General features: G+C 56.9%; 21 protein-coding genes. 13 read left to right on the forward strand and 8 right to left on the reverse strand.

Annotated elements, in window-relative coordinates; all coding sequences use genetic code 11:
* Positions 1 to 66: 66 nt before the first annotated feature.
* Genes ACZ1HJ_RS10965 through ACZ1HJ_RS10975 form a run of 3 tightly spaced genes read right to left on the reverse strand, consistent with a single transcriptional unit; the run spans position 67 to position 4,796 of the window.
* On the reverse strand, positions 67 to 2,394 hold the full coding sequence (locus tag ACZ1HJ_RS10965) for a DUF3604 domain-containing protein (protein ID WP_472718702.1): 2,328 nt from the start codon (positions 2,392 to 2,394) through the stop codon (positions 67 to 69).
* 27 nt (positions 2,395 to 2,421) lie between these two features.
* Positions 2,422 to 3,312: a sulfolactaldehyde 3-reductase gene (gene yihU / locus ACZ1HJ_RS10970; protein ID WP_472718703.1), complete on the reverse strand. Its 891-nt coding sequence runs from the start codon at positions 3,310 to 3,312 to the stop codon at positions 2,422 to 2,424.
* A gap of 47 nt (positions 3,313 to 3,359) precedes the next feature.
* Positions 3,360 to 4,796: an NAD-dependent succinate-semialdehyde dehydrogenase gene (locus ACZ1HJ_RS10975; RefSeq protein ID WP_472718704.1), complete on the reverse strand. Its 1,437-nt coding sequence runs from the start codon at positions 4,794 to 4,796 to the stop codon at positions 3,360 to 3,362.
* Between the two features lie 127 nt (positions 4,797 to 4,923).
* Between ACZ1HJ_RS10975 and ACZ1HJ_RS10980 the strand changes: the two genes are divergently transcribed.
* From ACZ1HJ_RS10980 to ACZ1HJ_RS11000, 5 genes are all read left to right on the forward strand, one after another.
* Positions 4,924 to 5,700 carry a GntR family transcriptional regulator gene (locus ACZ1HJ_RS10980; RefSeq protein ID WP_472718705.1) on the forward strand — a complete coding sequence of 259 codons (777 nt, stop codon included), beginning with the start codon at positions 4,924 to 4,926 and terminating at the stop codon, positions 5,698 to 5,700.
* Between the two features lie 209 nt (positions 5,701 to 5,909).
* On the forward strand, positions 5,910 to 6,818 hold the full coding sequence (gene era, locus ACZ1HJ_RS10985) for a GTPase Era (RefSeq protein WP_472718706.1): 909 nt from the start codon (positions 5,910 to 5,912) through the stop codon (positions 6,816 to 6,818).
* Positions 6,815 to 7,147 carry a DUF1491 family protein gene (locus ACZ1HJ_RS10990; RefSeq protein WP_472718707.1) on the forward strand — a complete coding sequence of 111 codons (333 nt, stop codon included), beginning with the start codon at positions 6,815 to 6,817 and terminating at the stop codon, positions 7,145 to 7,147. Before era ends, ACZ1HJ_RS10990 begins: the two co-directional genes overlap by 4 nt.
* A 110-nt stretch (positions 7,148 to 7,257) precedes the next feature.
* On the forward strand, positions 7,258 to 8,763 hold the full coding sequence (locus ACZ1HJ_RS10995; RefSeq protein WP_472718708.1) for a hypothetical protein: 1,506 nt from the start codon (positions 7,258 to 7,260) through the stop codon (positions 8,761 to 8,763).
* Between the two features lie 123 nt (positions 8,764 to 8,886).
* Complete coding sequence (locus ACZ1HJ_RS11000; RefSeq protein ID WP_472718709.1) at positions 8,887 to 11,400, forward strand: GcvT family protein; 2,514 nt, start codon at positions 8,887 to 8,889, stop codon at positions 11,398 to 11,400.
* 137 nt (positions 11,401 to 11,537) lie between these two features.
* On the opposite strand, the gene ACZ1HJ_RS11005 is transcribed toward ACZ1HJ_RS11000, so the two are convergent.
* Both ACZ1HJ_RS11005 and ACZ1HJ_RS11010 read right to left on the reverse strand, forming a co-directional pair.
* Positions 11,538 to 12,053: a peptidoglycan-binding domain-containing protein gene (locus ACZ1HJ_RS11005; protein WP_472718710.1), complete on the reverse strand. Its 516-nt coding sequence runs from the start codon at positions 12,051 to 12,053 to the stop codon at positions 11,538 to 11,540.
* A 34-nt stretch (positions 12,054 to 12,087) separates the two neighbouring features.
* Positions 12,088 to 12,483 (reverse strand): OB-fold nucleic acid binding domain-containing protein, encoded by a 396-nt coding sequence (locus ACZ1HJ_RS11010; RefSeq protein ID WP_472718711.1) that lies wholly within the window; start codon positions 12,481 to 12,483, stop codon positions 12,088 to 12,090.
* Positions 12,484 to 12,612: 129 nt separating this feature from the next.
* On the opposite strand from ACZ1HJ_RS11010, the gene ACZ1HJ_RS11015 reads away from it, so the two are divergent.
* Positions 12,613 to 12,936, forward strand: a complete 324-nt coding sequence (locus ACZ1HJ_RS11015; RefSeq protein ID WP_472718712.1) for a 2Fe-2S iron-sulfur cluster-binding protein — start codon at positions 12,613 to 12,615, stop codon at positions 12,934 to 12,936.
* Complete coding sequence (locus ACZ1HJ_RS11020) at positions 12,936 to 13,763, forward strand: FG-GAP repeat domain-containing protein (protein WP_472718713.1); 828 nt, start codon at positions 12,936 to 12,938, stop codon at positions 13,761 to 13,763. The genes ACZ1HJ_RS11015 and ACZ1HJ_RS11020 overlap by 1 nt, the downstream gene beginning before the upstream one ends.
* A gap of 13 nt (positions 13,764 to 13,776) precedes the next feature.
* On the opposite strand, the gene purD is transcribed toward ACZ1HJ_RS11020, so the two are convergent.
* Positions 13,777 to 15,039 carry a phosphoribosylamine--glycine ligase gene (gene purD / locus ACZ1HJ_RS11025; protein ID WP_472718714.1) on the reverse strand — a complete coding sequence of 421 codons (1,263 nt, stop codon included), beginning with the start codon at positions 15,037 to 15,039 and terminating at the stop codon, positions 13,777 to 13,779.
* A gap of 111 nt (positions 15,040 to 15,150) precedes the next feature.
* On the opposite strand from purD, the gene xseA reads away from it, so the two are divergent.
* A complete protein-coding gene (xseA, locus tag ACZ1HJ_RS11030; RefSeq protein ID WP_472718715.1) occupies positions 15,151 to 16,641 on the forward strand; it encodes an exodeoxyribonuclease VII large subunit in 1,491 nt (496 codons plus the stop codon).
* 110 nt (positions 16,642 to 16,751) lie between these two features.
* On the opposite strand, the gene ACZ1HJ_RS11035 is transcribed toward xseA, so the two are convergent.
* A complete protein-coding gene (locus ACZ1HJ_RS11035) occupies positions 16,752 to 17,117 on the reverse strand; it encodes a hypothetical protein (protein ID WP_472718716.1) in 366 nt (121 codons plus the stop codon).
* Positions 17,089 to 18,282 carry an alkane 1-monooxygenase gene (locus ACZ1HJ_RS11040; RefSeq protein ID WP_472718717.1) on the reverse strand — a complete coding sequence of 398 codons (1,194 nt, stop codon included), beginning with the start codon at positions 18,280 to 18,282 and terminating at the stop codon, positions 17,089 to 17,091. Before ACZ1HJ_RS11040 ends, ACZ1HJ_RS11035 begins: the two co-directional genes overlap by 29 nt.
* Before the next feature lie 181 nt (positions 18,283 to 18,463).
* Between ACZ1HJ_RS11040 and ACZ1HJ_RS11045 the strand changes: the two genes are divergently transcribed.
* The 5 genes from ACZ1HJ_RS11045 to ACZ1HJ_RS11065 all read left to right on the forward strand — a co-directional run bounded on the left by ACZ1HJ_RS11045 (position 18,464) and on the right by ACZ1HJ_RS11065 (position 24,104).
* Positions 18,464 to 20,149, forward strand: coding sequence for an NAD(P)H-dependent oxidoreductase subunit E (locus tag ACZ1HJ_RS11045; RefSeq protein ID WP_472718718.1), 1,686 nt, complete (start codon positions 18,464 to 18,466; stop codon positions 20,147 to 20,149).
* A 71-nt stretch (positions 20,150 to 20,220) separates the two neighbouring features.
* Entirely contained in the window at positions 20,221 to 21,804 is a 1,584-nt protein-coding gene (gene ftsY / locus ACZ1HJ_RS11050) for a signal recognition particle-docking protein FtsY (protein WP_472718719.1), read from the forward strand.
* A 37-nt stretch (positions 21,805 to 21,841) separates the two neighbouring features.
* Positions 21,842 to 22,744, forward strand: a complete 903-nt coding sequence (locus ACZ1HJ_RS11055; RefSeq protein WP_472718720.1) for an EamA family transporter — start codon at positions 21,842 to 21,844, stop codon at positions 22,742 to 22,744.
* A gap of 20 nt (positions 22,745 to 22,764) precedes the next feature.
* On the forward strand, positions 22,765 to 23,370 hold the full coding sequence (locus ACZ1HJ_RS11060; RefSeq protein WP_472718721.1) for an inner membrane-spanning protein YciB: 606 nt from the start codon (positions 22,765 to 22,767) through the stop codon (positions 23,368 to 23,370).
* Positions 23,371 to 23,471: 101 nt separating this feature from the next.
* Positions 23,472 to 24,104: a hypothetical protein gene (locus tag ACZ1HJ_RS11065; protein WP_472718722.1), complete on the forward strand. Its 633-nt coding sequence runs from the start codon at positions 23,472 to 23,474 to the stop codon at positions 24,102 to 24,104.
* Positions 24,105 to 24,185: the final 81 nt, after the last annotated feature.

The raw sequence follows: 24,185 nt of genomic DNA on the forward strand, positions 1-24,185 counted from the left end.
CGAGCTGCCTAGAGCCCGTCCTCAGGCCAGGTTACGCTTTGCGGAGACAGTTTCACCATATCGGCACTAAGCCGCGACTTCGCGAAGCACGTAGATCGGACTGGACCAAGCCTGCGTTCCGTCTTCCAAGGTGACGCGCACATAAAACGGGTTGTCTCTGCCGGTCTGTGGGCTCAGGTTGCGCTCAATCTGTACCGAAGTATGCGGGTTTTGGTCGGGCAGCCGGAACAGGCGGATACCGCGCGGCAGGATATCGGATGCATCCAACACGGTGTCTTCATATCCGATGTCGGCCAATGCGACGCGTTCATTGATCAATGCCGTGCTGAGCGTGATTTCACCAGCAGTGCTATCCTTCAGATCGGCGATGAAACCCGCGAAATTGCCAGTTGTGACCGATTGCCATGACAGCTCAGCTCCGTCTTTGAGCTCGAGTGTCTTGTCGCGATTAAAGAAGTTCACGGGCACAGCAGAAGTCACAGTGGCTTTGTCAAAAACCGCAGACCCATCCCATGGCACGGCACGGAAACGCCCGCGATATTCTGCACCCTCCCATATCACACAGATCCGAGTCCCAAGGTCTTCTTCGGTGTAAGGGCGATGGCATTCCAGATGACCGAGACCGTTGAAGATATCGATGCGGCGCACGGGTGAAGCCGCGTCCACACTTACCTTGAGGTGAACGTTACCGGCGGGGAGATGGACAATGTCGCCCATCATCGCCGCTGTACACGGCTTGGTTTCGCAATCAGCGCTCAGTAGCGGATCATCAAGATACTGCGTCGCGGGGCCACCAAACGTTGCTGTGACCTCGAGCCGAAGCCGACCACTTGGCCCACCGGTCGTCGCATAATGGTGGCGCGCATTGATGCAATCGATCAAGCCATCTCGCGTCAATTCCGGCATCAGAAAACAAGTGAGGCCGCCGACCGCGCCAAACCAACCGGCACCGGGGTAGCTCGCTCCAGGGCGGCCCTTGTGGCCATCGGAATTGCCGATAATGCCAACGCGGTATCCGCTTTTGAATGCATCCTGCACGATCCATTCAAATGTGCCCCAGGCGGAATGAACTTCTACGGACTTTTCGAAACGGCCGTCATGGGCCATGGTGATATCAGCATAGCGCCCGCCGCAATGGGCAAAACAGATGACGTCCCATTCCTTGTTTTCGGCAAAAGCTTCGAACAATTCGCCCGCCGTGTGGCAATCAGTGCCAATGTCGCTTTGGTCCTCGATCAATGCGTGAGAGGACCGGCGCATCGTGCGCCCTTCAACGGGGAAGAACACGTTCCGGTCTCCACCAAGCGCCGTGTTTCCGGACCATTCATAACCGGGTAGCGTGACGAATTCTCCATCCTTGTTGAAATGCGCGGTGACTTTGTTGAGGTCTTTCCAAAACGTATCCGTCATCTGGAAGTCATTGCCTTGGTGGGCGCAGGCATCCAAGAACGCTTTATCGCGCCCGAATGTAAAATAATCAGCGGCGCTGTTGGTCCCCAGAGTTTCGTCCGATTGACCGTGCAGATCACCCCAAAAACTCATAAGTGGCGGGGCGTCTGAAACAATCGCCGGATTGCAGGTTGTGACACGCGATCCGTCTGGGGCGTGAAGGGTGATCTCCAAGGGACCGCTCTCGCGCGCCACAAGCCCATCGAGCACCGTCGAGAAAGTTCCCCCCACCACCTCAATTGAATCTGGTAGATTTTCGATCGGCTGATTTGCTTTAGGTGTCAGCGTCATCGCCGCCTTGTTCGTCGGGTTACCCCAAGTGTCTTCGGCTTTGATCTTCAACGCAAATGGCGCGCCGCTGGCAATTGTTGACGGCACCACAGCAACCCATGCCTCCGGTACGCCGGGCACGATAGATATCGCTGGTTGCATGGCTAACGTTTGGAAGTTGTAGGTGGCGATTGGATCGACCAAGACGCGAAATTCATACCGGCTTTCGCAGAAGGTTTGCAGGCGCATACCGGGGCCACCATGATCGGTCACACCAAAGCGAACCGTGATTGTGTCACCTTCCTTCATGAAGCCTTTGACAACTTTGATCTGTAGCGTTCGGTCCCATGGGCGAATGTTGCCTTTCGGATCAAAACGGGCCTGCAAGACGGCATTGTTCGAAGCTAGAAACTCGGTATAGCCCGCGGCTTTTGGATCTTCGAATTGCGGATTGGTCTGGTCGGTGGCAAAGCGCCAGACCACGCGGATGCTGCCGCTGTCATCAACGCCGAAACGCCCGGCCGTATAGGTCAGCGTAAAGCTATGGTGGGTTCCCGCATCGAACTCTCCAGACTTGTCCAAAACGGCAGTGCCCAGATGTGATGGGTCGATTGGTGTGCGCAACGCGCCGTTATGCATTTCAAGCGGTGTCATCAAAGAGTTTGGATCTGACATTGGCGATACCTTTTGGCTTGTCGAAATTCAGGTTCCGTCGGCTGGGAAGTGATTTTTGTGCAGCATATCGTAGATCGCCGTCCAATCCTGCCCGCCACGCCCAGCATTTTGGGCCTCGGCGTAAATTGTTTCAGCCTGTGTCGGGAGCGACAAGGAGACGCCAAGCTCTTTGGACAACGTCAATGCGATATCCAAATCCTTCTTCGCGAGGCTGATCATGAAGGCAGGGGTCAAATCGCCCTTCAAGACTTTAGCGGGATAGGTCGTGCTCAAATGCCCACGACCGGCAGCCGTGCCATTCATCACGCTGATGGCGAGATCGCGATCAAGGCCGGTTGCATCCGAGAATGTAAGGACCTGAGCGGTCAGGACATTAAGGCTGGTGGTCATTAGGTTGTTGACGATCTTCATGCGAGACCCGGTGCCTGGCCCACCGCAATCAATGATCGTGTCACCCATGCATTCAAGGACTGGGCGCACTGTTTCAAGGTCGTCCTTTTCTGCACCGACCATAAACAATGACGTGCCCAATGCAGCCTCAACTGATGTGCGTCCAACAGGTGCATCGACCATCGCGATGTTTTTTGCCGCCAGGTCTGTGCGAATACTGTCGGTCTCGGATGGGTGGATCGTTGACATGTCGATCAGGATTGCACGCTCCGAAATGCCTTCGATAACACCGCCGAAATCAAAGATCGCATGCCGTACGATTTTGCCGTTGGGTAGCATTGTGATTACGAAGTCAGCACTATTTGCCGCATCGGCGGGAGATGTCGCCGCTTGCCCGCCGTTTGACACGTGCGCGTCCATCGCTGAGTCAGCCAGATCGAAACCAACAACCGTGTGTCCGGCCTTTATCAAGTTTTTCGCCATGGCGAGGCCCATTGTTCCGAGCCCTACAAACCCGATTTTGGTCATCTCAAAGTCCAATCATTCTCAGGATCATTGTTTCACAACGCGCTGCATTATCCGTCCATGTTCACTTGGCTGACGAATTTTGTCTTGCAGTAGGCATCGAACCCTTCCGGGCCACCTTCGTTGCCGAAACCACTGTCTTTGACACCCCCAAAGGGCGCTTCTGCCAAGGCAGGCGAGAAGTTGTTCACACCGATCCAGCCCGCTTCAAGGTCGTCTGCCACATTGGTCGCGATGTCCAGCGAACGGGTGAACGCATAAGCTGCAAGGCCGTAATCCAGCCCATTGGCCAGCTTCATCGCTTCATCGTATGTGGAAAACGGAACAATCGGTGCAATCGGACCAAAGGGTTCTTGCGTCATCAGCGTTGAGTCATGTTCCAGATCAGTAACGATTGTCGGCTGCCAAAAGTGACCTTTACCACCAATGGGATTGCCGCCAGTGACAGTTTTGCCGCCGCGCGTTTGCACATCCGACATGATCTGTTCCATGTTCCGGACGCCGCGCGCATTGGCCAATGGACCCATGGTTACCCCGTCCTTCATGCCATTACCCACATTCAGCGCATTCACACGCTCGGTGAAACGGGACAGGAATTTCTGATAGACGGAGTCGTGCACATAGATGCGACTGACCCCCAAGCAGACCTGGCCCGCGTTGCGGTATTTGAACCCCGCAGTCATATCCGCCGCCTTTTCTGCATCCGCGTCGCCAAAGACCAAAACAGGCGCGTGCCCACCCAGTTCCATCGTGGCCGGTTTCAGCAACTCGCCCGCAAGTTTGCTGAGCTGCCGCCCAACAGCGACGGACCCGGTCAGAGATACTTTTGCAATGATGGGCGAACGGATCAGATAGTCCGAAATCATCGCCGGATCACCCATCACCATGTTCAGAACACCGTCCGGCACGCCGGCATCCTGGCACGCTTTTACAATCCCTGATGAGACGCCTGGCGATTCCTCGGATGGTTTGATGATCATTGAACAGCCCGCGCCCAAAGCCGCTGCAATCTTGCGGCCAAACATCACGCCCGGAAAGTTCCAAGGGGCAAACGCAGCGACGGGGCCAATCGGTTCTTTGATTGTTGTTTGGCGATACCCTGGCTGCCGCTGTGGCAACAAACGGCCATAGGTTCTAATCGCTTCACCCGCACACCACTGGAAAACATCGACAGTGCGGTCCAGTTCGCCGCGCGATTCCGCGAGAGGTTTGCCTTGCTCCAGCGTCATCAAAACAGCCAGATCTTCCATGCGTTCTTCGATCAGTGAAGCACAGCGGTTGAGAATCTTGGAACGCTCCCAAGGGGAGGTTTTAGACCAAACTCTAAATCCACGATCCGCCGCCTCAAGCGCGCGGTCCAAATCAGACGTTTCGGCGCAACACACCAGTGCAGCGACTTCACCCGTCGCCGGGTTTTCGACCTCGATCGTCTGCGCACCGCTGCCTTCGCACCATTCGCCGTCGATAAACAGGTTTCGTTTGTCCATGAATCATACCCCTACAAAGCAGTACCGAATTTCAGGTGCGGAATCGCGCAGTTGATATATAGTAATCACAGAAATAAACTCATTACTATGTAGTAATTGCCTCCGCCAAAGTCTGGAAACCCCGATCATGCCCACAACGCCCGACATAATCAAAGCCCGACTGGCGCGTGTGTCCAAGGCATCCAAGACACGCATCAAGCATCGGCTTTTGGCCGAAGCCATATTGGAACTGGTACATGACGGCACCCTTCGAACTGGCGACCATTTGCCAACAGAGGCAATCTTGGCCGAAGAACTGCCCTTCAGCTTAGGCACAATTCAAAAGGCACTGCGCAACTTGTCTGAGTTAGGCGTCGTCAATCGTAAGACAGGGATCGGCACGGTCATTGCTGAGAAGACAGAAGAGATTTTTGATCTCTGGCAATTTCGTTTTGTAAACAATGCAACCAACGCGCTGTTGCCAGTCTACAGCAGGGTCACCGCCCTGGAGAAAATTCATGCAAAAGGCCCTTGGAGCGATTTCCTGGGTAACGAAGACACCTACGTCAGGATCACCCGCGAAATCGACGTCGATCATCGGTACAAACTGCTCAACTTCTTTTACCTGTCTGACAAACAGTTTGGATCTGTTCTCGATCTTGATGCGACCGCCTTTGAGGGTGTGCATCTGCATGCGGTTATCCGGCAAGAATTCGGTATTGGCACGGTACGCACTAACAATCGGGTCGTCTGCTCTGCTTTTCCGGACCCTGTTAGTCTGCGACTTGACCTTCCGTCTGCAGCACGCGGGATCATCTGTGATATTCTTGGTTTTGCGTCATCAGATCGGCCGCTGTTTTTCCAACAAGTCTATGTTCCTGCGCATGCTGATCCGATGGAATTCAGGGAAATTAGACCCCAGTAGAAATCGGACGAAGGAATGATCCGGTCCGTGGCCTACGCGCTTAAATCACGTTTTGACCCAAACATACGGTTCCAGGAACTTGTACTACCGGGCGTTGGCCCCACGCGCAGCGAAAGCTTACTTTGTCCACGATTTGGACCTTCGGTTTAAACTGGTAGGACGTGCGGATATGGGCTACACCGCCGCCGGTACCACAACAGGAATGTCATATGCCAACCCGCGCCGGCTTTGTTGCCCTGATCGGAGAGCCCAATGCGGGCAAGTCCACGTTGCTCAACCGTATGGTTGGCGCGAAAGTCAGCATTGTGACCCACAAGGTCCAAACCACGCGTGCGCGCATCCGGGGCGTCGCCATTGAAGCCGAGAGCCAGCTGGTGTTTGTCGACACGCCCGGCCTTTTCAAACCGCGCCGCCGGTTGGACCGTGCGATGGTCGCAGCCGCTTGGGGTGGTGCGTCGGACGCGGATGTGGTCGTGTTGCTGGTTGAAGCCCACCGCGGTGTCACGGAAGGGGTCGAGCGTATTCTCGACGGGTTGGGTGAGGTCACGGAAGGTCGCAAGGTGGCGCTGGCCATCAACAAGATCGACCGGGTGAAATCCGAAGCACTTTTGTCGCTGACGCAAGACTTGAACAATCGGTTTGAATTCACTGAAACCTTTATGATTTCTGCAGAAAAGGGGCATGGTGTGGACGCGCTGCGCACCTGGCTGGCCGGTGAGATGCCCCAGGGGCCGTGGCTCTATCCGGAGGACCAGATTGCTGATCTGCCGCTGCGCATGATTGCTGCGGAAATGACGCGCGAAAAACTGACTTTGCGGCTCCATCAGGAATTGCCCTATCAGTTGACGGTCGAGACGGAAAACTGGGAAGAACGCAAGGACGGATCCGCCAAGATTGATCAGGTGATCTATGTCATGCGCGACGGTCACAAGGGTATTGTACTGGGCAAAAAGGGCGAAACGGTCAAGGCGGTCTCGAAGGCGTCCCGCGAAGAACTGGAAGAGTTTCTGGGCCGCCGCGTGCATCTGTTTTTGCAGGTTAAAGTCCGACCCAATTGGTTGGAGGAGGCGGAGCGGTATTCGGAAATGGGCCTTGATTTCAAGGATGGTAACGCGTGACGCGCCTGACGGCCGAATTTTGGGTGCAAGCCTACCTGACCCGTTTGCGCCTGCAGGATATCCCCGCCTTTGTTGTTGCCCATGGCGATGACACGGCTGGCGCGGTTTTGGTCAAACTCAACACGCTTGATGGCCAAGCCACGGCATTTCAGCGCAGTTTTGATTTGATGAGCGGCGCGCGCCAGTGGGTTGAGCTGTCAAAAGGGCCTGAGACTGACGTGGATGCGGCAATCACCAAACAGCGCGGTTTTGATCCCGATTTGTGGGTCATCGAAGTGGAAGACAGCAAAGGCCGGCACCTTCTGGACGAGCCCGGATTGTCGGACTGACCTGCGGAAACGACGGCGCTCACGCAAAATAATCGAAACACCACCACAGTTCCGCCCGATTTGGTGGCGAAGTTTACCCTCGAAAAAAACGCATATTCGCGAGGGGTTTCATGCTTAACTTTCAGGTTGTCGGCTTTGGTTTCATTCTGGCGCTGGTCGGATTGGGTGTTGATTATCAACAGCAATCGCAGAAATCCGGCCTCGAATTGGGCGAATTGACCGCGGGTGCCTATGTTGGCACGATCACCGGTCGATTTGCTGATGTGCAAGACGCCAAGGAAGCTAAAGTTGCTGAAAAAGAACGCAAATCCCGCGTGCGGGGCGGGGCGCGGATGTATCTGCCCGAAGCCCCGGAAGGATGGACCCGCCGTGAACTGGTGGCAGGCGACAACAGTCTGATTTCCCCGCCCGCCCGCGAAGTGTCCGAAACCGAACAAGAGCTGCTTCAGAGCAGCACACTGTTGAGAAATATGGCCAAAAAGTCTGAGAAACAGGCGCTGGAAACACGTAACTCACAAACGTGGGTTTATGAGCGCGGTGACGAAATTATTTCGATCCGGGCGTTTTATACAGAGCTGCCCAAGGGCAATACAATCTCAGACAATGCCATGACCATGGTCATCGGCAATATGAGCGCGCTGAATTTGATCGAAGGGTGGAGCGTTATTCAGGGGGTGGCGTATGGCTTCTACCCCGGTTGGGAGCCAGATATCCAAAAGACCTACCGCGTATTTAGCGCCGTTGTCGGTTTCGGCGACGAGGTGAAGATCAATGTGCGCACAACGGCGGATGATGAAGTCACCCGCGAAATCCTCAGCCTGATTGACTATGATGGCCTGAACGGGCTTTTACCGCGCCCGTTGGACCATGTGGGTGCAGACGCACCGGAAGTACCTGCGGAACTTCAGGCCGATCTGGCCAAGAAAATGATCGACATTCGGGATGACCTTATTTCGAAACGTACTCAGGCCGCTGAGAACTGGTTGATGTCTGCGTCCTCGCCCGAGGATGCAATGACGCTCGCCCTGCGTCAGGCTGGGTTTGGCATAAAAGGGTCCATGGCGGAGGAAGACGCAGCCCTTGAAGAAACTCAAAAAGCGCTCGCGCTTGAAAGCGCGGTTGCCGTGGAGATTGAGGCGAAGTTGGATGAACCACCCACGCTGGAACCCGTTGAACAACCCGTGAAAAAAGCAAGCGTTGCGCCGGCTGAGATTGCCGAGCCAAAAGACGAGGATGTCGCACAGCGCGCAAAGAAGGAATTGTTCTCTAAGCCATTGAGCGCAGAAAAAATAAGTAAGTTGCAAGCGATGAGCGCGTCGGAGCGGTCAATCGCAATGATGGGCCTGAACGTATCGGTGCGGAAATTCGAAGAGAAAAACGGCCTTGCCGAAGGCTCATGCAGCTTTTCGATGGAAAACTACCGGGTCGAGTGTGGCGAGACGCAAGCATCTGTTCAACCAACAGAAAAAGAAAGCGTTCTTGGAAGCATTTTGAACAAGTTTTCGGCCGGGAGTGATGCCAAAGAACCCAGTCCGGCCGCCAAACCCAAGCGCTTGCAGCTTTCGGGCGGTAAGTCGTGTCTGAAAAATGCCGTAGGCGGTTTTTGCAAAAACTGAACCGGTAATTTGGCCAGACCGGCGCACGCGCGTCGGTTTTGCACATTCGAGCGTCGGCTGGGCTGTGCGCATTTCGACAGGATTGATAAAACTCTGTGAAGTCATGTCACGGAGTCGCATCACATGAAAACCACTGTCAAAGCTCTTGTCGTCGGCGGCGGTGCCGTCGGGACCTCGATTGCATATCATCTGGCCAAGGCAGGCTGGGACGATGTGATGCTTCTGGAACGGGACGAGCTGACCTCGGGCTCCACCTGGCATGCGGCGGGCCTCCTGCCGCTCTTCAACATGTCCTATGCCACCACACACATTCACAAATATTCGGTCGATTTCTACAAAACGCTTGAGGAGGAAACGGGCCTCAACGCGGGTTTTGCCGTGGTAGGCAATTTGCGGATGGCACAGACCAAGGAACGCATGGACGAATACATGCTTTATGCGTCGACGGCCGAAACCTGTGATGTGCCCTATGAATGGCTGACCCCGGATCAAATCAAAGAACGGTGGCCGCTGATTAAAACAGACGACCTGGAAGGGGCGATTTACCACCATACGGATGGCTACATTAACCCGGCGGATGTCACCCAGGCGATGGCAAAGGGCGCCCGTCAGCGTGGCGTCATGATCGAACGTAAATGGCAGGCGGATGCGTTCCATTGGAATGGTGAGGCTTGGGAAGTGACTTGTTCCAAAATGGTCGAAAAGGGCGGCAATCTTGTGCCCTCCGACGAGCAGATCACCATCACCGCCGAGCATGTTGTGACCGCCTCGGGCAACCACGCACAACGCACCGCCAAGATGCTGGGCATCAAAATGCCCGCGATCCCGGTTGAGCACCAATTCATCGTCATGGATACGGACCCAGAGCTGGTCAAATACCGCGAAGCAGGCGGGCAGGAGCATCCGGTTGTGCGCGATGCGGACGCGCAATCCTATGTACGCGAAGAACGTGGCGGCTGGATCCTGGGCGTTTACGAGAAAAACGCGCCTGCGGTTTTTGAACACGGTGTGCCTGACAGTTTCCGTGCTGATCTTTTCCCGCTCGATCTGGAGCGGATCGAAGAGCAATACATGGCGATGATCCACCGCGTCCCGTCCTGCGAGGAATCCGGTCTGAAAGACGATTTCAACGGCCCCATCTGCTACACGCCAGATGGCAATCCGCTGGTGGGTCCCGCACCGGGCCTGCGCAACATGTGGCTGGCGGAAGGGTTCAGTTTTGGCATCACCGCGGCGGGTGGTACCGGGTATTACCTGGCGCAGATGATGGTCGATGGCGAGGCCGAGATCGACATGGCCTCGCTCGACCCGAAGCGTTATTCGCAAAACTGGATGACCACCGAGTTCGCGGCGCGCAAGAACGAAGAATGCTACGACCACGTCTATATCCTGCACCACCCGGATGAAGAGCGCCCGGCCTGCCGCCCGTTGCGGACCGCCCCGGCCTATGACCGGCAAAAGGCACGTGGCGCGCAGTTCGGGTTTGTGAATGGCTGGGAGCGTCCGAACTATTTCGGCCCATTGGATGCGCCGGACAATTTCGACCATGACAGCCGTAGCTTCCGCCGTGGCGCGTGGTGGAAACATGCGGTGGATGAGGCCAAGGCGATCCGTGAAGGCGTTGGCCTGATCGATGCAACCGCCTTTACCAAGCACCGTGTTTTTGGGGCAGGTGCCGCGGCATTTCTGGATTGGTTTACCTGCAACAAGCTCCCGAAGGTCGGGCGTATCAACCTGACTTATGCATTGACCAGCTTTGGCACCACCCGGACCGAATATACCATCGTGCGCGAAGCCGAAAACGAGTTCTACCTTGTGTCCGCAGGCGCCTGGACGGAATACGATCAGGACTATTTGCTCAAGGCGATTGAAGACTGGAGCACCGGCAGTTCCAATGATTGGGTTGGGGTGCATGATGTGACCACGCAATGGGGTGTCTTTGCCATCGCAGGCCCTAAATCGCGCGATGTTCTGCGCGAGGTGATCAATGATGCTGATCCGACGACGGCGCTGTCGAACAAGCGGTTCCCGTGGCTCAGCGCGCGCAAGATCGAACTGGGCATGTGCCCGGTGAATGCGATCCGCGTGGCCTATACGGGCGAGCTGGGTTACGAGCTGCACCACCCGATGGAAATGCAAAACTACCTCTTTGATCTGCTTGAAAAGGCAGGTGAAAAGCATGGCATGAAGCTGGTAGGCGCTCGGGCGCAAAACTGGCTGCGTCAGGAAAAATCCTACCGTGCGTTTGGTACCGAACTGGGCCGTGATGCGACCCCTCTGGAAGCTGATCTGCCCCGGTTCGTCGATCTCGACAAAGATTTCCATGGCAAGGACAAGCTGGTGGAAACAGGCATCCGGGCCAAATGCTGCACGTTCCTGATTGACGGGCCCGATGATGCGGACCCTTGGGGGCGTGAGGTGCTTTACACGATGGACGGGACCCGCGTGGGGCGTCTGACGTCGGGCGGGTATTCCGTTGCTTTCGGCAAGTCCATCGGCATGGGATATGTGTCACCGGACCTGGCGATAGAAGGCACAAAACTTCAGGTGAAAATGCAGGACAAGCTTTGGGATGCTGTGGTGACCTGCGACAGCCCATATGACCCGAAGAACGAAGTGATCCGCATCGACGGCTGAGCTGATCGGCAAGCGGAATGACAAAAGGCCGGACAGCGCGTCTGGCCTTTTTCAATTGGGGTCGGGAACAGTAGAGCCCACAAGAAAGGCCGCCTGATGTTTGCGTAAACGATCAGGTAAGGCGCGTAACCTTTTGCTCATTCTTCCCTTTTCACGGCCACGAGCCCAAGCCGTCTGGCGGCGGCCAGCGACAGGATACTGCTGTTGAGGCCCTGGGGTGCCTGATAACGGCGGATTGCGGCGCGGGTGCGCGTATCCATCTGACCCGTGATGGCGCCGCGGTAGAATTGCCGGGCCTTTAGTGCACGCTGTACCGAGGCGATGAATTCTGGGGTCAGAACAGCGGCGCACGGGGTTTCAAACCAGGTTTCCTTTCGCTCTTTGACAATCGCCTGCCGGGTTTCGGTCCGGTAGATGGCGGGTTGATAGACGGTCCCGTCCGCCAGAACTTGTGCCGGTTGTACGAGGATTTGTTCGGTGACGGTTTCGACAACGGCGGGTGTGGCGTCCTTGCCCCAACAGCTGCCCGGCGCCGCGCCGGGTGGCGCCGTGGCCAGGGTTTGAACCAGTTCAGGCTCGGCAACCGGTGACGACGCATCGCAGGCAGCCAACAGGTAGCCTGCTATCAGCAGATAGGGCAGGGATCGCATCATCGCTCGGGCCTCAAAGCCTTGTTTTATTGGCACCTTAGCGGGTTTCACCTGCCGGGGAAAGCGTGGTGTCTGTCTCGAGCAAACGATCCAGCATAAATGAGATATCTTCGATTTCCTCGGCGATGATATGCACAACGCCAGCCTCGCGTTGTAGCCGGCCAACAACACGCAACAAGCGCCCGGAGATCACGGCTCGGCGATATTTCTCATAAAGCGCCCGCCAGACCACGACATTGACCACGCCGGTCTCATCCTCAAGCGTCAGGAAAATAACGCCCTTTGCTGTGCCAGGACGCTGCCGCAGGATCACCAGTCCGGCCACGGCAATCCGCGCGCCTGCCTCCACATGGTCCAGCGCTGAGGCAACGCGAACCGATGGGCCATGCCAGCGGGGTGACGGCGTATTTTGGGGCGGTGCGACAATTTTCATAAGAACAAAAATAGAACATATGTATTTTGTCGCAACTCTTTTCTATCCGGGTCGCAAATGGGGCTGGCAAGACCTACATCGCTTGGCTAGGAACCGCAGTGCAACACGTGGCAAGAGGAGTGCGATCGCATGGCGAAAATCACGTATATCGAGCATAACGGCACGGAGCATGTCGTTGAGGTCGCCAATGGCCTGACCGTGATGGAAGGCGCACGCGACAATAATATCCCGGGTATCGAGGCCGATTGTGGCGGGGCCTGTGCATGTTCAACATGCCACGTCTACGTTGTTGACGAATGGGTTGAGAAACTGCCTGTCAAAGAAGACATGGAAGAAGACATGTTGGACTTCGCCTATGAGCCAAATCCGACCCGGTCGCGCCTGACCTGCCAATTGAAGGTCACCGATGCGTTGGACGGCCTGATCGTACAGATGCCCGAAAAGCAAATCTGATGCGGGCGGCGTTAATCGCCGTCCTTGTACTTGCCATACCCACGGCAGTTTTCGCGTGTCGCACGCCGCCGCATTCGGCGACTGAATTTCGTTTGGAGAGTTTCGTCGCACTGCCCCAGTGCGATCCGCAGTCGAGCCAGCCTTGCCGGGCCAAAGGTGTTTCTGCCGCCTGGTACGCGGGCCCGACAGATGTCTACCAACATGGCGTTTTGGGCGATGCAATTGAGGCGTCGACATTAAGCGTCTACACCAACAGTTCTGCGCGCGACAGCTGCGGCGCCAAGCGTGCAACCCTGGACAAGCGGCATGTCTTTGAAGATATCGCGCCCCGGCTTGTTGACGTGGATGGCGACGGCAGGGTCGAAATCATTACTGTCAGAAGCCATTTCCAAAAAGGCGCGCAATTGGCGATATGGCGTGACGTACCGGGCAAACGCACCCTGCGCCTTCTGGCAACCACACCGTATATCGGGCGGGCACATCGGTGGCTTGCGCCGATAGGAGCGGGCGATCTGGACGGGGACGGACATGTCGAACTGGCCTATATCGATCGGCCTCATTTGGCCAAAACGCTGCGCATATGGCGGTATAAGAGCGGAAACCTGCAGCAGGTCGCGGAACACGCAGGACTGACCAATCACCGGATCGGATGGGATTTTATCCCAGGTGGCGTGCGGTTCTGCAACGGGACGCTGGAACTGATCACCGCAAATGGCCAGTGGACGCGCATCATCGCATCAATGGTGAAAAACGGCTCCATCCAAACGCGCGATATTGGCAGATATGTGAACCCTGATGGCTTGAATGCCGCTTTAAACTGTCAGTGACGGCGCCGATCGGTCACAGCGCCCGCCAGCCAATGTCGCGACGACAGAACCCTTCCGGCCAGTCGATCTGGTCGATCATTGCATAAGCGCGCTCTGCCGCCTCCGCCAAATTATCGCCGCGTGCGGTGACGTTTAAGACCCGCCCGCCTGTGGCCACAAGCTTCCCGTCTTTGCGCGATGTACCGGCATGGAAAATCATGTTGGAACTGTCCTCGATGCCGCCGTCCAACCCGTTGATCACAGAGCCTTTTTCGTAGCTGCCCGGATAGCCTGTGGCGGCCATGACAACCGTCAATGCATGATCCTCTGCCCAATTCACACGCGCCTCGCTTAGTCGCCCTTCGGCGGCAGCTTGCAGCAAATCCAGCACTTGAGCACCCAAACGCATCATCAGCACCTGGCATTCCGGGTCGCCGAAACGCACGTTGTATTCGATCAATTTTGGCTGGCCCTCTTTGATCATCAACCCGGCAAAAAGCACGCCCTGAAATGGCGTCCCGCGCGACGCCATTTCTTCCAGCGACGGTGTGATAATCTCGTCCAGCGCTTTTTGCGTGACGGCGTCTGTCATCACGGGCGCCGGGCTGTAGGCGCCCATACCGCCGGTATTGGGCCCGGTGTCGCCTTCGCCGACGCGCTTGTGGTCCTGTGCCGTGCCAATGGAGAGAGCGGTTGTGCCGTCGCAAAGCACAAAGAAGGATGCCTCTTCGCCCTCCAGAAATTCTTCGACCACGACCTCAGCCCCGGCCCCGCCGAAGGCCCCGTCAAACATGTCGTCAATTGCGGCCAATGCCTCGTCGTCGGTCATTGCTACAATCACGCCCTTGCCCGCGGCCAGACCATCGGCCTTGATCACAATCGGTGCACCTTGGCTGCGGACATAGTCGCGCGCAGGTGCGGCGGAGGTGAAACGCGCGTACGCCGCGGTGGGCGCATTGGCGGCATCACAGATTTCCTTGGTAAAGCTTTTGCTGGCTTCCAGTTGGGCCGCCGCACCAGAGGGACCAAAGACCAGAAAACCAGCCGCGCGCAGATCATCCGCAACACCGGCTGCAAGCGGCGCTTCGGGGCCCACGATGACAAAATCAATCGCGTTCTCTTCGGCAAACGCCACAACAGCTACGCCGTTCATGATGTCCAGATCCGCGCAATCGGCAATGTCCGCGATGCCAGCATTGCCGGGTGCGACGATCAGTTTATCGCATTTCGGATTTTGCATCACTGCCCAGGCCAGGCCATGTTCGCGCCCGCCACTGCCCAAGATCAGAATGTTCATCCGCCCCTCCGTTCCACTGGTTTGGGCCTGAATAGGCGTGACACGAGCCAGAGGCAAGACGGCCGGAGAAGTGATCTTTTCATTGTGGGCGGTATCGGTCATTTATAGGCCATGTCAGACCTGATTGATGACCCGCAACCGGGACAGAACCTGCCGGAATACACCGTCTCTGAAATCTCGGGCGAAGTGAAACGCACGCTTGAGGGCAGTTTTGGCCGTGTCCGGGTGAAGGGTGAGGTTGGCCGCGTGTTTAAGGCGCGGTCCGGGCATCTTTATTATGACGTCAAGGATGACAAAAACGTGCTGGCCTGTACCACGTGGAAGGGGCAGGTGGCGTCCTTGTCGGTTGTTCCCGAGGAAGGTTTGGAAGTTGTCGTTACCGGGCGTCTGACGTCCTTTGGCGCGCAATCGAAATATAATCTGAACGTGGATGAGGTGTCGGTCGCTGGGCAGGGTGCGTTGATGGCGTTGCTGGAAAAGCGTCGAAAGCAGCTTGCCAGCGAGGGTCTGTTTGATGTCGAACGCAAGCAACCCATCCCGTATTTGCCGGAAGTTATCGGCGTTGTGACGTCTCCGTCCGGCGCTGTGATCCGGGATATTCTGCACCGGTTGCGCGATCGGTTTCCGCGCAAGGTGCTGATTTGGCCCGTGGCCGTACAGGGCAGCTATTGTGCACCCGAAGTGGCGCGTGCCATCGACGGGTTCAATCAATTCAGCCCCGGTGGCGCTCTGCCGCGTCCGGATTTGATCATTGTTGCGCGCGGTGGTGGTTCGATCGAAGACCTCTGGGGATTTAACGAAGAAGCCGTCGTTCGCGCGGCAGCGGCCAGCGACATTCCCCTGATTTCCGCCGTTGGGCACGAAACAGACACCACGCTAATTGATCATGCAGCGGACAAACGCGCGCCCACCCCAACCGCGGCGGCAGAGATGGCGGTACCGGTCCGGCTAGAACTGTTGGCATGGCTTGAAGCACAGGAAGCGCGCTTGACCCATGCTCTGACATCCGGTGTGGCAACACGCCAGCAGCGGTTGCGGGATGTTTCGCGGGCTTTGCCGCGCAAGGATGCGCTGCTGGACGGACCACGCCAGCGATTTGACCTTTGGGCAGAAAAATTACCTGCGGCGCTTATGAAGTTGGTTCAGACGCGACATGTGAAACTATCAGAAAAGGCTGGCGCTTTGCGCCCAAGTATCTTGCGACGAAAGATTGATGGGGATCGCCAACGCCTCTCCAACACGGCGGCGCGGCTCAACCTGCGCGCGCTTCAGGCCGATACCACGCGCAAATCCAACGATCTGACGCGCCTTACGCAGCGATTGAGAGATGTCGCCACACGCCAAACCACCGGATGGCGGGACCGAATTGCCGCGATGGACCGGTTGCGGGAAACACTGGGGTACAAGGCAACCCTCCAGCGTGGCTATGCGGTGGTGCGCGGCGATGGCGATGTTGTGACGTGCAAATCCACCGCTGCAAAAGCCGAAGCGCTTGAAATTGAGTTCTCTGACGGCCGTTTGTCGCTGAGCAAGTCGGAAAAACCCACGCGGAAGACGTCAAAACCGAAATCGGATGCGCCTGACCAAGGAAGTCTGTTTTAGACTGTACGTCCCCATGCGGCTTGCGCCGTGATGGATGCAAAATATCGTATTTGTGACACTTAAGTTCGATTTATGGGTGTAAATTGAAATTTCAGATCGACTTTGTGCATTTATACACCAACGTCTGGCCCAGGGCAGATCAGAGGTTCGTGACGCTTTTCCACCTCATAAAGCGGTGATTGCTCCGGGTCGTTTTCGAATTGCGCAATCAACCCATTGGAGGAGCGTTTGAAACTCCAGCACTGTGGCTCTGGTTGCTTTTCGTAAAGAAAACAAATCTGGTCGCCATCTTCATACCACGTTCCATTTTGGCACTGCCCATCCAGATAAGACCAGATAACCCGGCGATTGCTTAGATATTCTTCCGCACCGTAGGGTTGACCCTGACTGCCATAGTAGAACGTTTTGTTTTTCGTGTAGGCGTCGAATTCCTCAGCGCTCATCGTGTCACTGGCCAGTGCGGCCGTTGGGATCACGTGGGCGCAGAGTATCAGACTTGTCAGAATCCGAGGGGTCCGTTGCATGGCCTGAATTTGGCAGATCGGCCTGCGGCACGCCACCGGATTTCGCCTTGTTCAAGATGGCGGGCGGAATGTCGCGAACAGAATGCGCCGGCGGTTTGAACCACACCGGCTGCCAACGCGCACATCGCGGATCCATCACCCGTCGCCAGATCGGCGGCACCAAGGCCAGACCCGCCATGACGGGCAGGGAAAAGGGCAGGCAGGGCATTTTGTCTTCGTCCAGCTGCAGCCCGGGAAAGGCGCGCTGCGGCGTGACATGGTGATCAGAATGTCGTGACGCATTCAACGTCATCGCCGCGGAAAACCAATGCGGCGTGTTCCAAGAGTGCTGCGGTCCCACCGGTTCCAACCGGCCATCTGCCAATGCGTGCCGACGTAAGCCGTAATGCTGCACGTAATCCGACATCAGGATTTGCAACTGTGCGTAAAGCGTAATCATCACAAGCGCTGACAGGCCGGGAAGTCCGGCAAGCAGGAGAGACATCAATGCGGTCAGACATGCCCCGACAATGTAGAAGATATAAGGATGGCGCAGGATGGGTCGACCGTTGCGCAAACGGTTTTCAGCCCGAAGCCCGGCCATAAAACCTGCAGGCCAGGCGCGCAGGGCAAAAACATAGAAACCCTCCCCCATCCGGGCGCTGTTGGGGTCCGCGTCGCTGGCAACATGCGTGTGATGTACGCGTAAATGGGCGCTGGCGTGATGCCCAAACAGCATAGATGTATAAATCAAGCGCCCCACAAAACGGGCGCCACGCGCCGATTTATGAATCAACTCATGCGCCACAGGGTGCGAAATTTGACCGAAGAGCAGTGAGATCGATGCGGCCAGCAATGTCCGGTCCATAGCGCTCAGCCCGGTTTGCCCGCCAACGGCCCAAATACCGATGACAAGCAGCAGAAGATGCGACATGCCGAGCACGAACAGTAAGCCGGTACTGGCCGGAAATTCTGCATCGGGGTCTGCGTTGTGGATTTCTTCCGGGGCCAGGCGATCCAGCAAAAAGGCTATGAGTGTGATGTATCCGACCGCCAGCCACGCCCAAAACCCGCCCCAGAAGGCGGCTGCAAGGATCAGCAAAACCGGGCTGATCGTGGCACTGGCAAACAATCGCATTCAAAAGACCTCAGATCACGGTGCCTGAAGGTCTAAAACCTGAATTCGGCACATTCGCGGCGAAATCGAGTGGAATTTGCGCAAGGCTCAACGTTTCCGAAGGGATGAATGTCGCTTTTGCCCTCGCGTTGCCCCTTTGGGGCAGGTATTTGTCGGGGCACAAAAGGTCAGAGGACATCGCATGGCACTGGATGAGCGCAAGGGCGTCTGGAAATCGGGCAAGGGCAAGGGTCGGCATACGCCAAAGGGGCGTCAGCTGGAGGACCAGCCCTGGGCCGAGGTGCAAGAGCTGTTGGGTGACGCGCCGCGGCGCCGTGATCTGCTGATCGAATATCTGCATCTGATCCAGGATAAATTCGGCCATCTGTCAGCGGCGCACTTGCGGGCTTTGGCGGAGGAGATGCGGGTTTCGCAGGCGGAAGTCTATGAAGTCGCTACCTTTTACGCGCATTTTGATGTGGTCAAGGAGGGTGAGACGCCGCCGCCGGCTTTGACGATCCGGGTCTGCGATTCATTGGCCTGCGAACTGGCTGGTGCACAGCAATTGCAAAAAGCGCTGGAAGACGGGTTGGACGCCGGCGAAGTTCGCGTATTGCGCGCGCCGTGCATGGGCCGATGTGATACCGCGCCTGTGCTGGAGTTGGGTCACAACCATATTGACCACGCCACACCGGAAAAGGTGAACGCGGCAATTGCGGCGGACGACACGCACGTGCATATCCCCGACTATCAGACCTATGACGCCTACGCCGCGGACGGAGGGTACAAGACCCTGGCAGATGTGCGCGCCAATGGCGATTTCGAAACGATCCAGCAGACATTGCTGGATTCCGGGCTGCGTGGATTGGGCGGTGCCGGTTTCCCGTCGGGTCGCAAATGGGGCTTTGTGCGCGCGGCCGAAGGGCCTCGATATCTTGCCGTAAACGGCGACGAAGGTGAGCCCGGGACATTCAAAGACCGCTATTACCTTGAACGAGAACCCCATGTTTTCCTTGAGGGAATGTTGATTGCCGCCTGGGCGGTGGAGGCCGAAACCTGCTTTATCTACATGCGTGATGAATACCCGGCCGTGCTGGAAATCCTGGCCCGCGAAATCACGGCGCTGGAAGACGCGGGCATCGTCGCTGAGGGCTATATTGATCTCCGCCGGGGCGCTGGCGCCTATATCTGCGGCGAAGAAAGCGCGATGATCGAGTCGATCGAAGGCAAGCGTGGTCTGCCGCGACACCGACCGCCATTTGTCGCGCAGGTGGGGGTCTTTAACCGGCCCACGTTGGTCAACAATATTGAAACCCTGCACTGGGTCTGCCGCATCCTGCGTGAAGGCGGGGAGATCCTGAGCGGGGTCGAGAAAAACGGCCGCAAGGGGCTGCGCTCCTTCTCGGTCTCCGGACGTGTAAAGAACCCGGGCGTGCATCTGCTGCCCGCAGGGTCGACCATGATGGATATCATCGACGCCTGTGGCGGGATGCTGGACGGACATAGCTTCAAGGCTTACCAGCCAGGTGGCCCTTCGGCGGGTCTTTTGCCCGCGTCGATGGCCGATATTCCGATGGATTTCGACGTGTTGCAGGAACATGGCACCTTTATCGGCTCGGCCGCGATTGTGGTTCTGTCAGATCAGGACAGTGCCAAAGAGGCTGCGCTGAACATGCTGCGGTTCTTTGAGGATGAAAGCTGTGGTCAGTGCACGCCGTGCCGCGTGGGCTGTGAAAAGGCTGTCAAGCTGATGCAGGCCGACAAATGGGACCAGCCTTTGTTGGAAGAGCTGTGTACTACGATGGCCGATGCGTCGATCTGTGGTCTGGGGCAGGCCGCGCCCAATCCGATCCGCCTGACCATGAAGCATTTTCCCGACGAGGTGTAAGGCGCCCTCGCGCTCTTCCATCTCCCGCCAAAGCGCATTAGGTCAGAGTGAACCATTTGCTCGGGGGACGCATGGCGTTTTTCAAGAAACTCAAGGAACGGCTTTTCCGGTCTTCATCCAAGATCGAAGAGGGTCTGGATGCCATCGTCGAAGAGGGCGGTGAGGAAGAAATCGTCGAAGTCGAGGTGCCCACCCTTGACGCGGAGCCGCCCTTAGCCGATCCCATTCCAGAGCCAGAGCCAGAGCCAGAGCCAGAGCCAGAGCCAGAGCCAGAGCCAGAGCCAGAGCCAGAGCCAGAGCCAGAGCCAGAGCCAGAGCCAGAGCCAGAGCCAGAGCCAGAGCCAGAGCCAGAGCCAGAGCCAGAGCCAGAGCCAGAGCCAGAGCCAGAGCCAGAGCCAGAGCCAGAGCCAGAGCCAGAGCCAGAGCCAGAGCCAGAGCCAGAACTGGAAGAGTGGCAGGCCAAGTCTGACGCGGAATATGAAGCTCTTAAGGCGGATATGGAAAGTGTCACGCCGGAAGAGGCCGCGGCGGCGGAGGCTCTTGAGCCATGGGTTGAGCCCGACGATAGCATCGGCGCGTCGATCGATACCTCTTTGGACGAGATCGAAGAAGATATTGCCAAGCTGGAAGAGGTGGTATCTTCACCCGAACCCGAACCCGAACCCGAACCCGAACCCGAACCCGAACCCGAACCCGAACCCGAACCCGAACCCGAACCCGAACCCGAACCCGAACCCGAACCCGAACCCGAACCCGAACCCAAGAAGCCCGGCTTCTTTGGTCGACTACTCGGGCGGACAGAGAAGAAGACAGTTATCCGCCGGGCGTTGGATGACGATATGCTTGAGCAGCTCGAAGAGTTGCTCATCACGGCGGATATGGGCGTGGACACGGCGCTGCGCGTGACGGCAAACATGGCCGAAGGGCGCATGGGGAAAAAGCTTTCCACTCAGGAAATCAAAGAGTTACTGGCCGCCGAAGTCTCCCGCATCATGGAGCCGGTTGCGCGCCCCATGCCGCTTTATCCCAAAACGCCTCAAGTGGTGTTGGTGGTGGGTGTCAACGGGTCGGGCAAGACCACGACCATCGGCAAACTGGCCAGCCAGTTCCGCGCGGCGGGCAAATCGGTCGTGATTGCTGCGGGCGATACATTCCGCGCAGCCGCGGTGGAGCAATTGCAAATCTGGGGCGACCGCGCCGGAGTGCCTGTCCTGACCGCGCCCGAAGGGTCGGACCCTGCAAGCCTCGCCTATGACGCGATGGAACAGGCACGCAAGGACGGAGCGGATCTTCTGATGATAGACACTGCCGGGCGTTTGCAAAACCGCGCCGATCTGATGGAAGAACTGGCCAAGATCGTGCGCGTGATCCGCAAACAGGATGAAACCGCGCCGCACAACACGCTGTTGGTACTGGACGCGACCACTGGCCAGAACGCACTGAGCCAAGTCAAAACCTTCCAGGACCTCGCGGATGTCTCGGGCTTGGTCATGACCAAACTGGACGGCACCGCTAAGGGAGGCGTTCTGGTGGCACTTGCGGACAAGTTTGGACTGCCCATTCATGCCATTGGCGTGGGCGAGCAAATCGATGATCTCGCGCCTTTCGACCCAGAGGAATTTGCCGCAGCGTTGACCGGGCTCGAGGTGCAGTGAGGGTCAAACTCACGCCTTTCCAAACCGGGCAGTGCGTATGAGCGAGTGGCTCATTTCGCTGGAGGGGACAGAGCAGGGGCACCGCGTTGCCCTGATCCTTGCCCTGGTAGCCGCCTTTCTGCACGCGGTTTTCGGTGCACTGCAAAAAGGCCGATTTGATCCGTGGCTGACCCGCGGGGCCATTGATATCTGGCTGTTTATTCTTGCCGCACCGCTTGCGCTCTTTGTTGTGCCATTCCCCGAGCCGCATATGTGGCCGATATTTGCCGGCGCGGTTGCGATCCATGTGATCTACAAAATCCTGCAAGCCGAAGCCTATGTGCGCGGTGCCTACACGGTGGTGTACCCGGTCGTGCGTGGCACAGGGCCGCTCTTTACCGTGATCGGCGCTTATCTGATTTTTGGTGAGACATTTACAGGGGTACAATGGCTCGGCGTGGCGGTTCTGTTGACCGGAATTTTCGGGCTGGCAGTTTACAATCTGATGTTTCTGGTCACCGAACGCGACACGTTGCCCACGGCCTTGGTGCTGGCCGTTTTGACCGGCCTGATGGTGGCTCTTTACACCACATATGATGCCTATGGCATCCGCGCGACGGCTGACCCATTTACCTTTTTGGCGTGGTTTTTCATGTTCGAGGGGATGACCCTTCCGGCATACGCTTACATGCGTTGGCGCCGTATGGCGGATGCGCCACCCTTGGGACCGCTCCTGAAACGGGGTCTGATTGGTGCTCTGGTTGCGTTTTCGTCTTTCGGCTCGATCATGCTGGCCACGCGGCTGGACAAAGTAGGTGAGGCAGCCGTTTTGCGCGAAACATCTGTGGTTTTTGCAGCGATCATCGGGTGGCTGGTATTGCGCGAAACCGTCGGGCCCCGAAGAATTGCACTGATGGCATTGATTGCCATCGGCGCGGTAATAGTTGAAATGGGCGGGTAACTCGAGGAGACGCACAGGCAATGGCCGGTAAAGAGATCGACGGAAAGCTGAAATTCGCGCTGGAAATGGGCCCTATCCTAGGCTTTTTCATTGCCTATCTGTGGCTAAAGGACCGGGTTTTCACCATTGGTGGAACAGAGTACGCGGGTTTCGTTGCGGTCACTGCAGGTTTCATCCCCATCTTTCTGATTTCTATAGCTATTTTGTGGAAATTGACGGGCCATTTGTCAAAAATGCAGGTGGTTACCGCGGTGCTGATTGTGGTGTTTGGTGGTCTGAGCGTGTGGTTCAATGACCCTAAGTTTTTCAAGATGAAACCCACCATCATCTATGTTCTTTTCGGTGGCGTGTTGGGCTTTGGTTTGATGCAAGGAAGATCCTATCTGCAGTCATTGATGGATGGCATGATGCCGCTAACTGATGAGGGATGGATGATCCTGACCCGCCGTCTCACGATCTTTTTCCTCGCTCTGGCCGCCCTCAACGAAATTATCTGGCGCACGCAATCCGAAGAGATATGGGTGTACTTCAAAACCTTCGGTTTGACGGCTGCGATATTCGTGTTTTTCATGACCCAAGGGCGTGTTTTCAGTGAACACGGCACCGGCGAGGACGACGCCAAATAGACGCGAATGCCAATCCGCCGCGATCCGAAAAATAGGTAAACTTCTACGAATACCCATGGGATTGCCGACTTTAGGCCGCATTTGCAGTCTATCCCGATTGCATGATTAAGCGTGTCACCAACCGTTTCTGGCATTTGGCCACATCCATTCCACCTATTCAGCCGGGCAATCTATTGCCTGTTCTGGTGATGGTGATGCTCTGGGTTGGGCTGCGCTTCAACGGCATGTCCGATGATCAATCCTTCGTCATCGGTTGTGTTACCGCACAGGCCTACACGATCTGGCGCAACCTGCCGAATGCGGCGGCCAGCCTTGAAAACGTCCAGAGCGGGAAACCGCAAATGCTGATCTTTCCGGTTTCGGTTATCATCGTCGTCGCGGGCGTTCAGTTGTGGGTCGGAAGCCCGCTATTCACCCAACGCATCCTGACATTTTTTGGCGTTCTGTTTCTGGCAATCATGGTCTGGGGCATCCTGCGCGAACGGGAAATGCTGGACCGTGTCGTGCCAAAAGACCGCCTGCCACAACAGGTCAGCGCACCGGTCAGCCTCCTGCGGGTAAACGCGATCGTCGCCGCCGTTTTGATCGCCGTGAACGAAGCATTGATTGCTTTTGAAACGCTGGCCGTGTGGATCAGCGTCATGCCACTTCTGTTTTTGGCATTGCACGCGTTTTACTGGCTTATGGTTCTGTCGGTTTTGCCGTCCGTGAACGAGCCGCAATCGCGCGCCTGATCGGCGGTTATTCAACACACATGTCGATACCCCAAGGGATGATACCGCGGCGTACGCACCCGGTTGACGGTCCTTTCGCAG

Source organism: Roseovarius sp. JB2-10 (genome assembly GCF_055693585.1).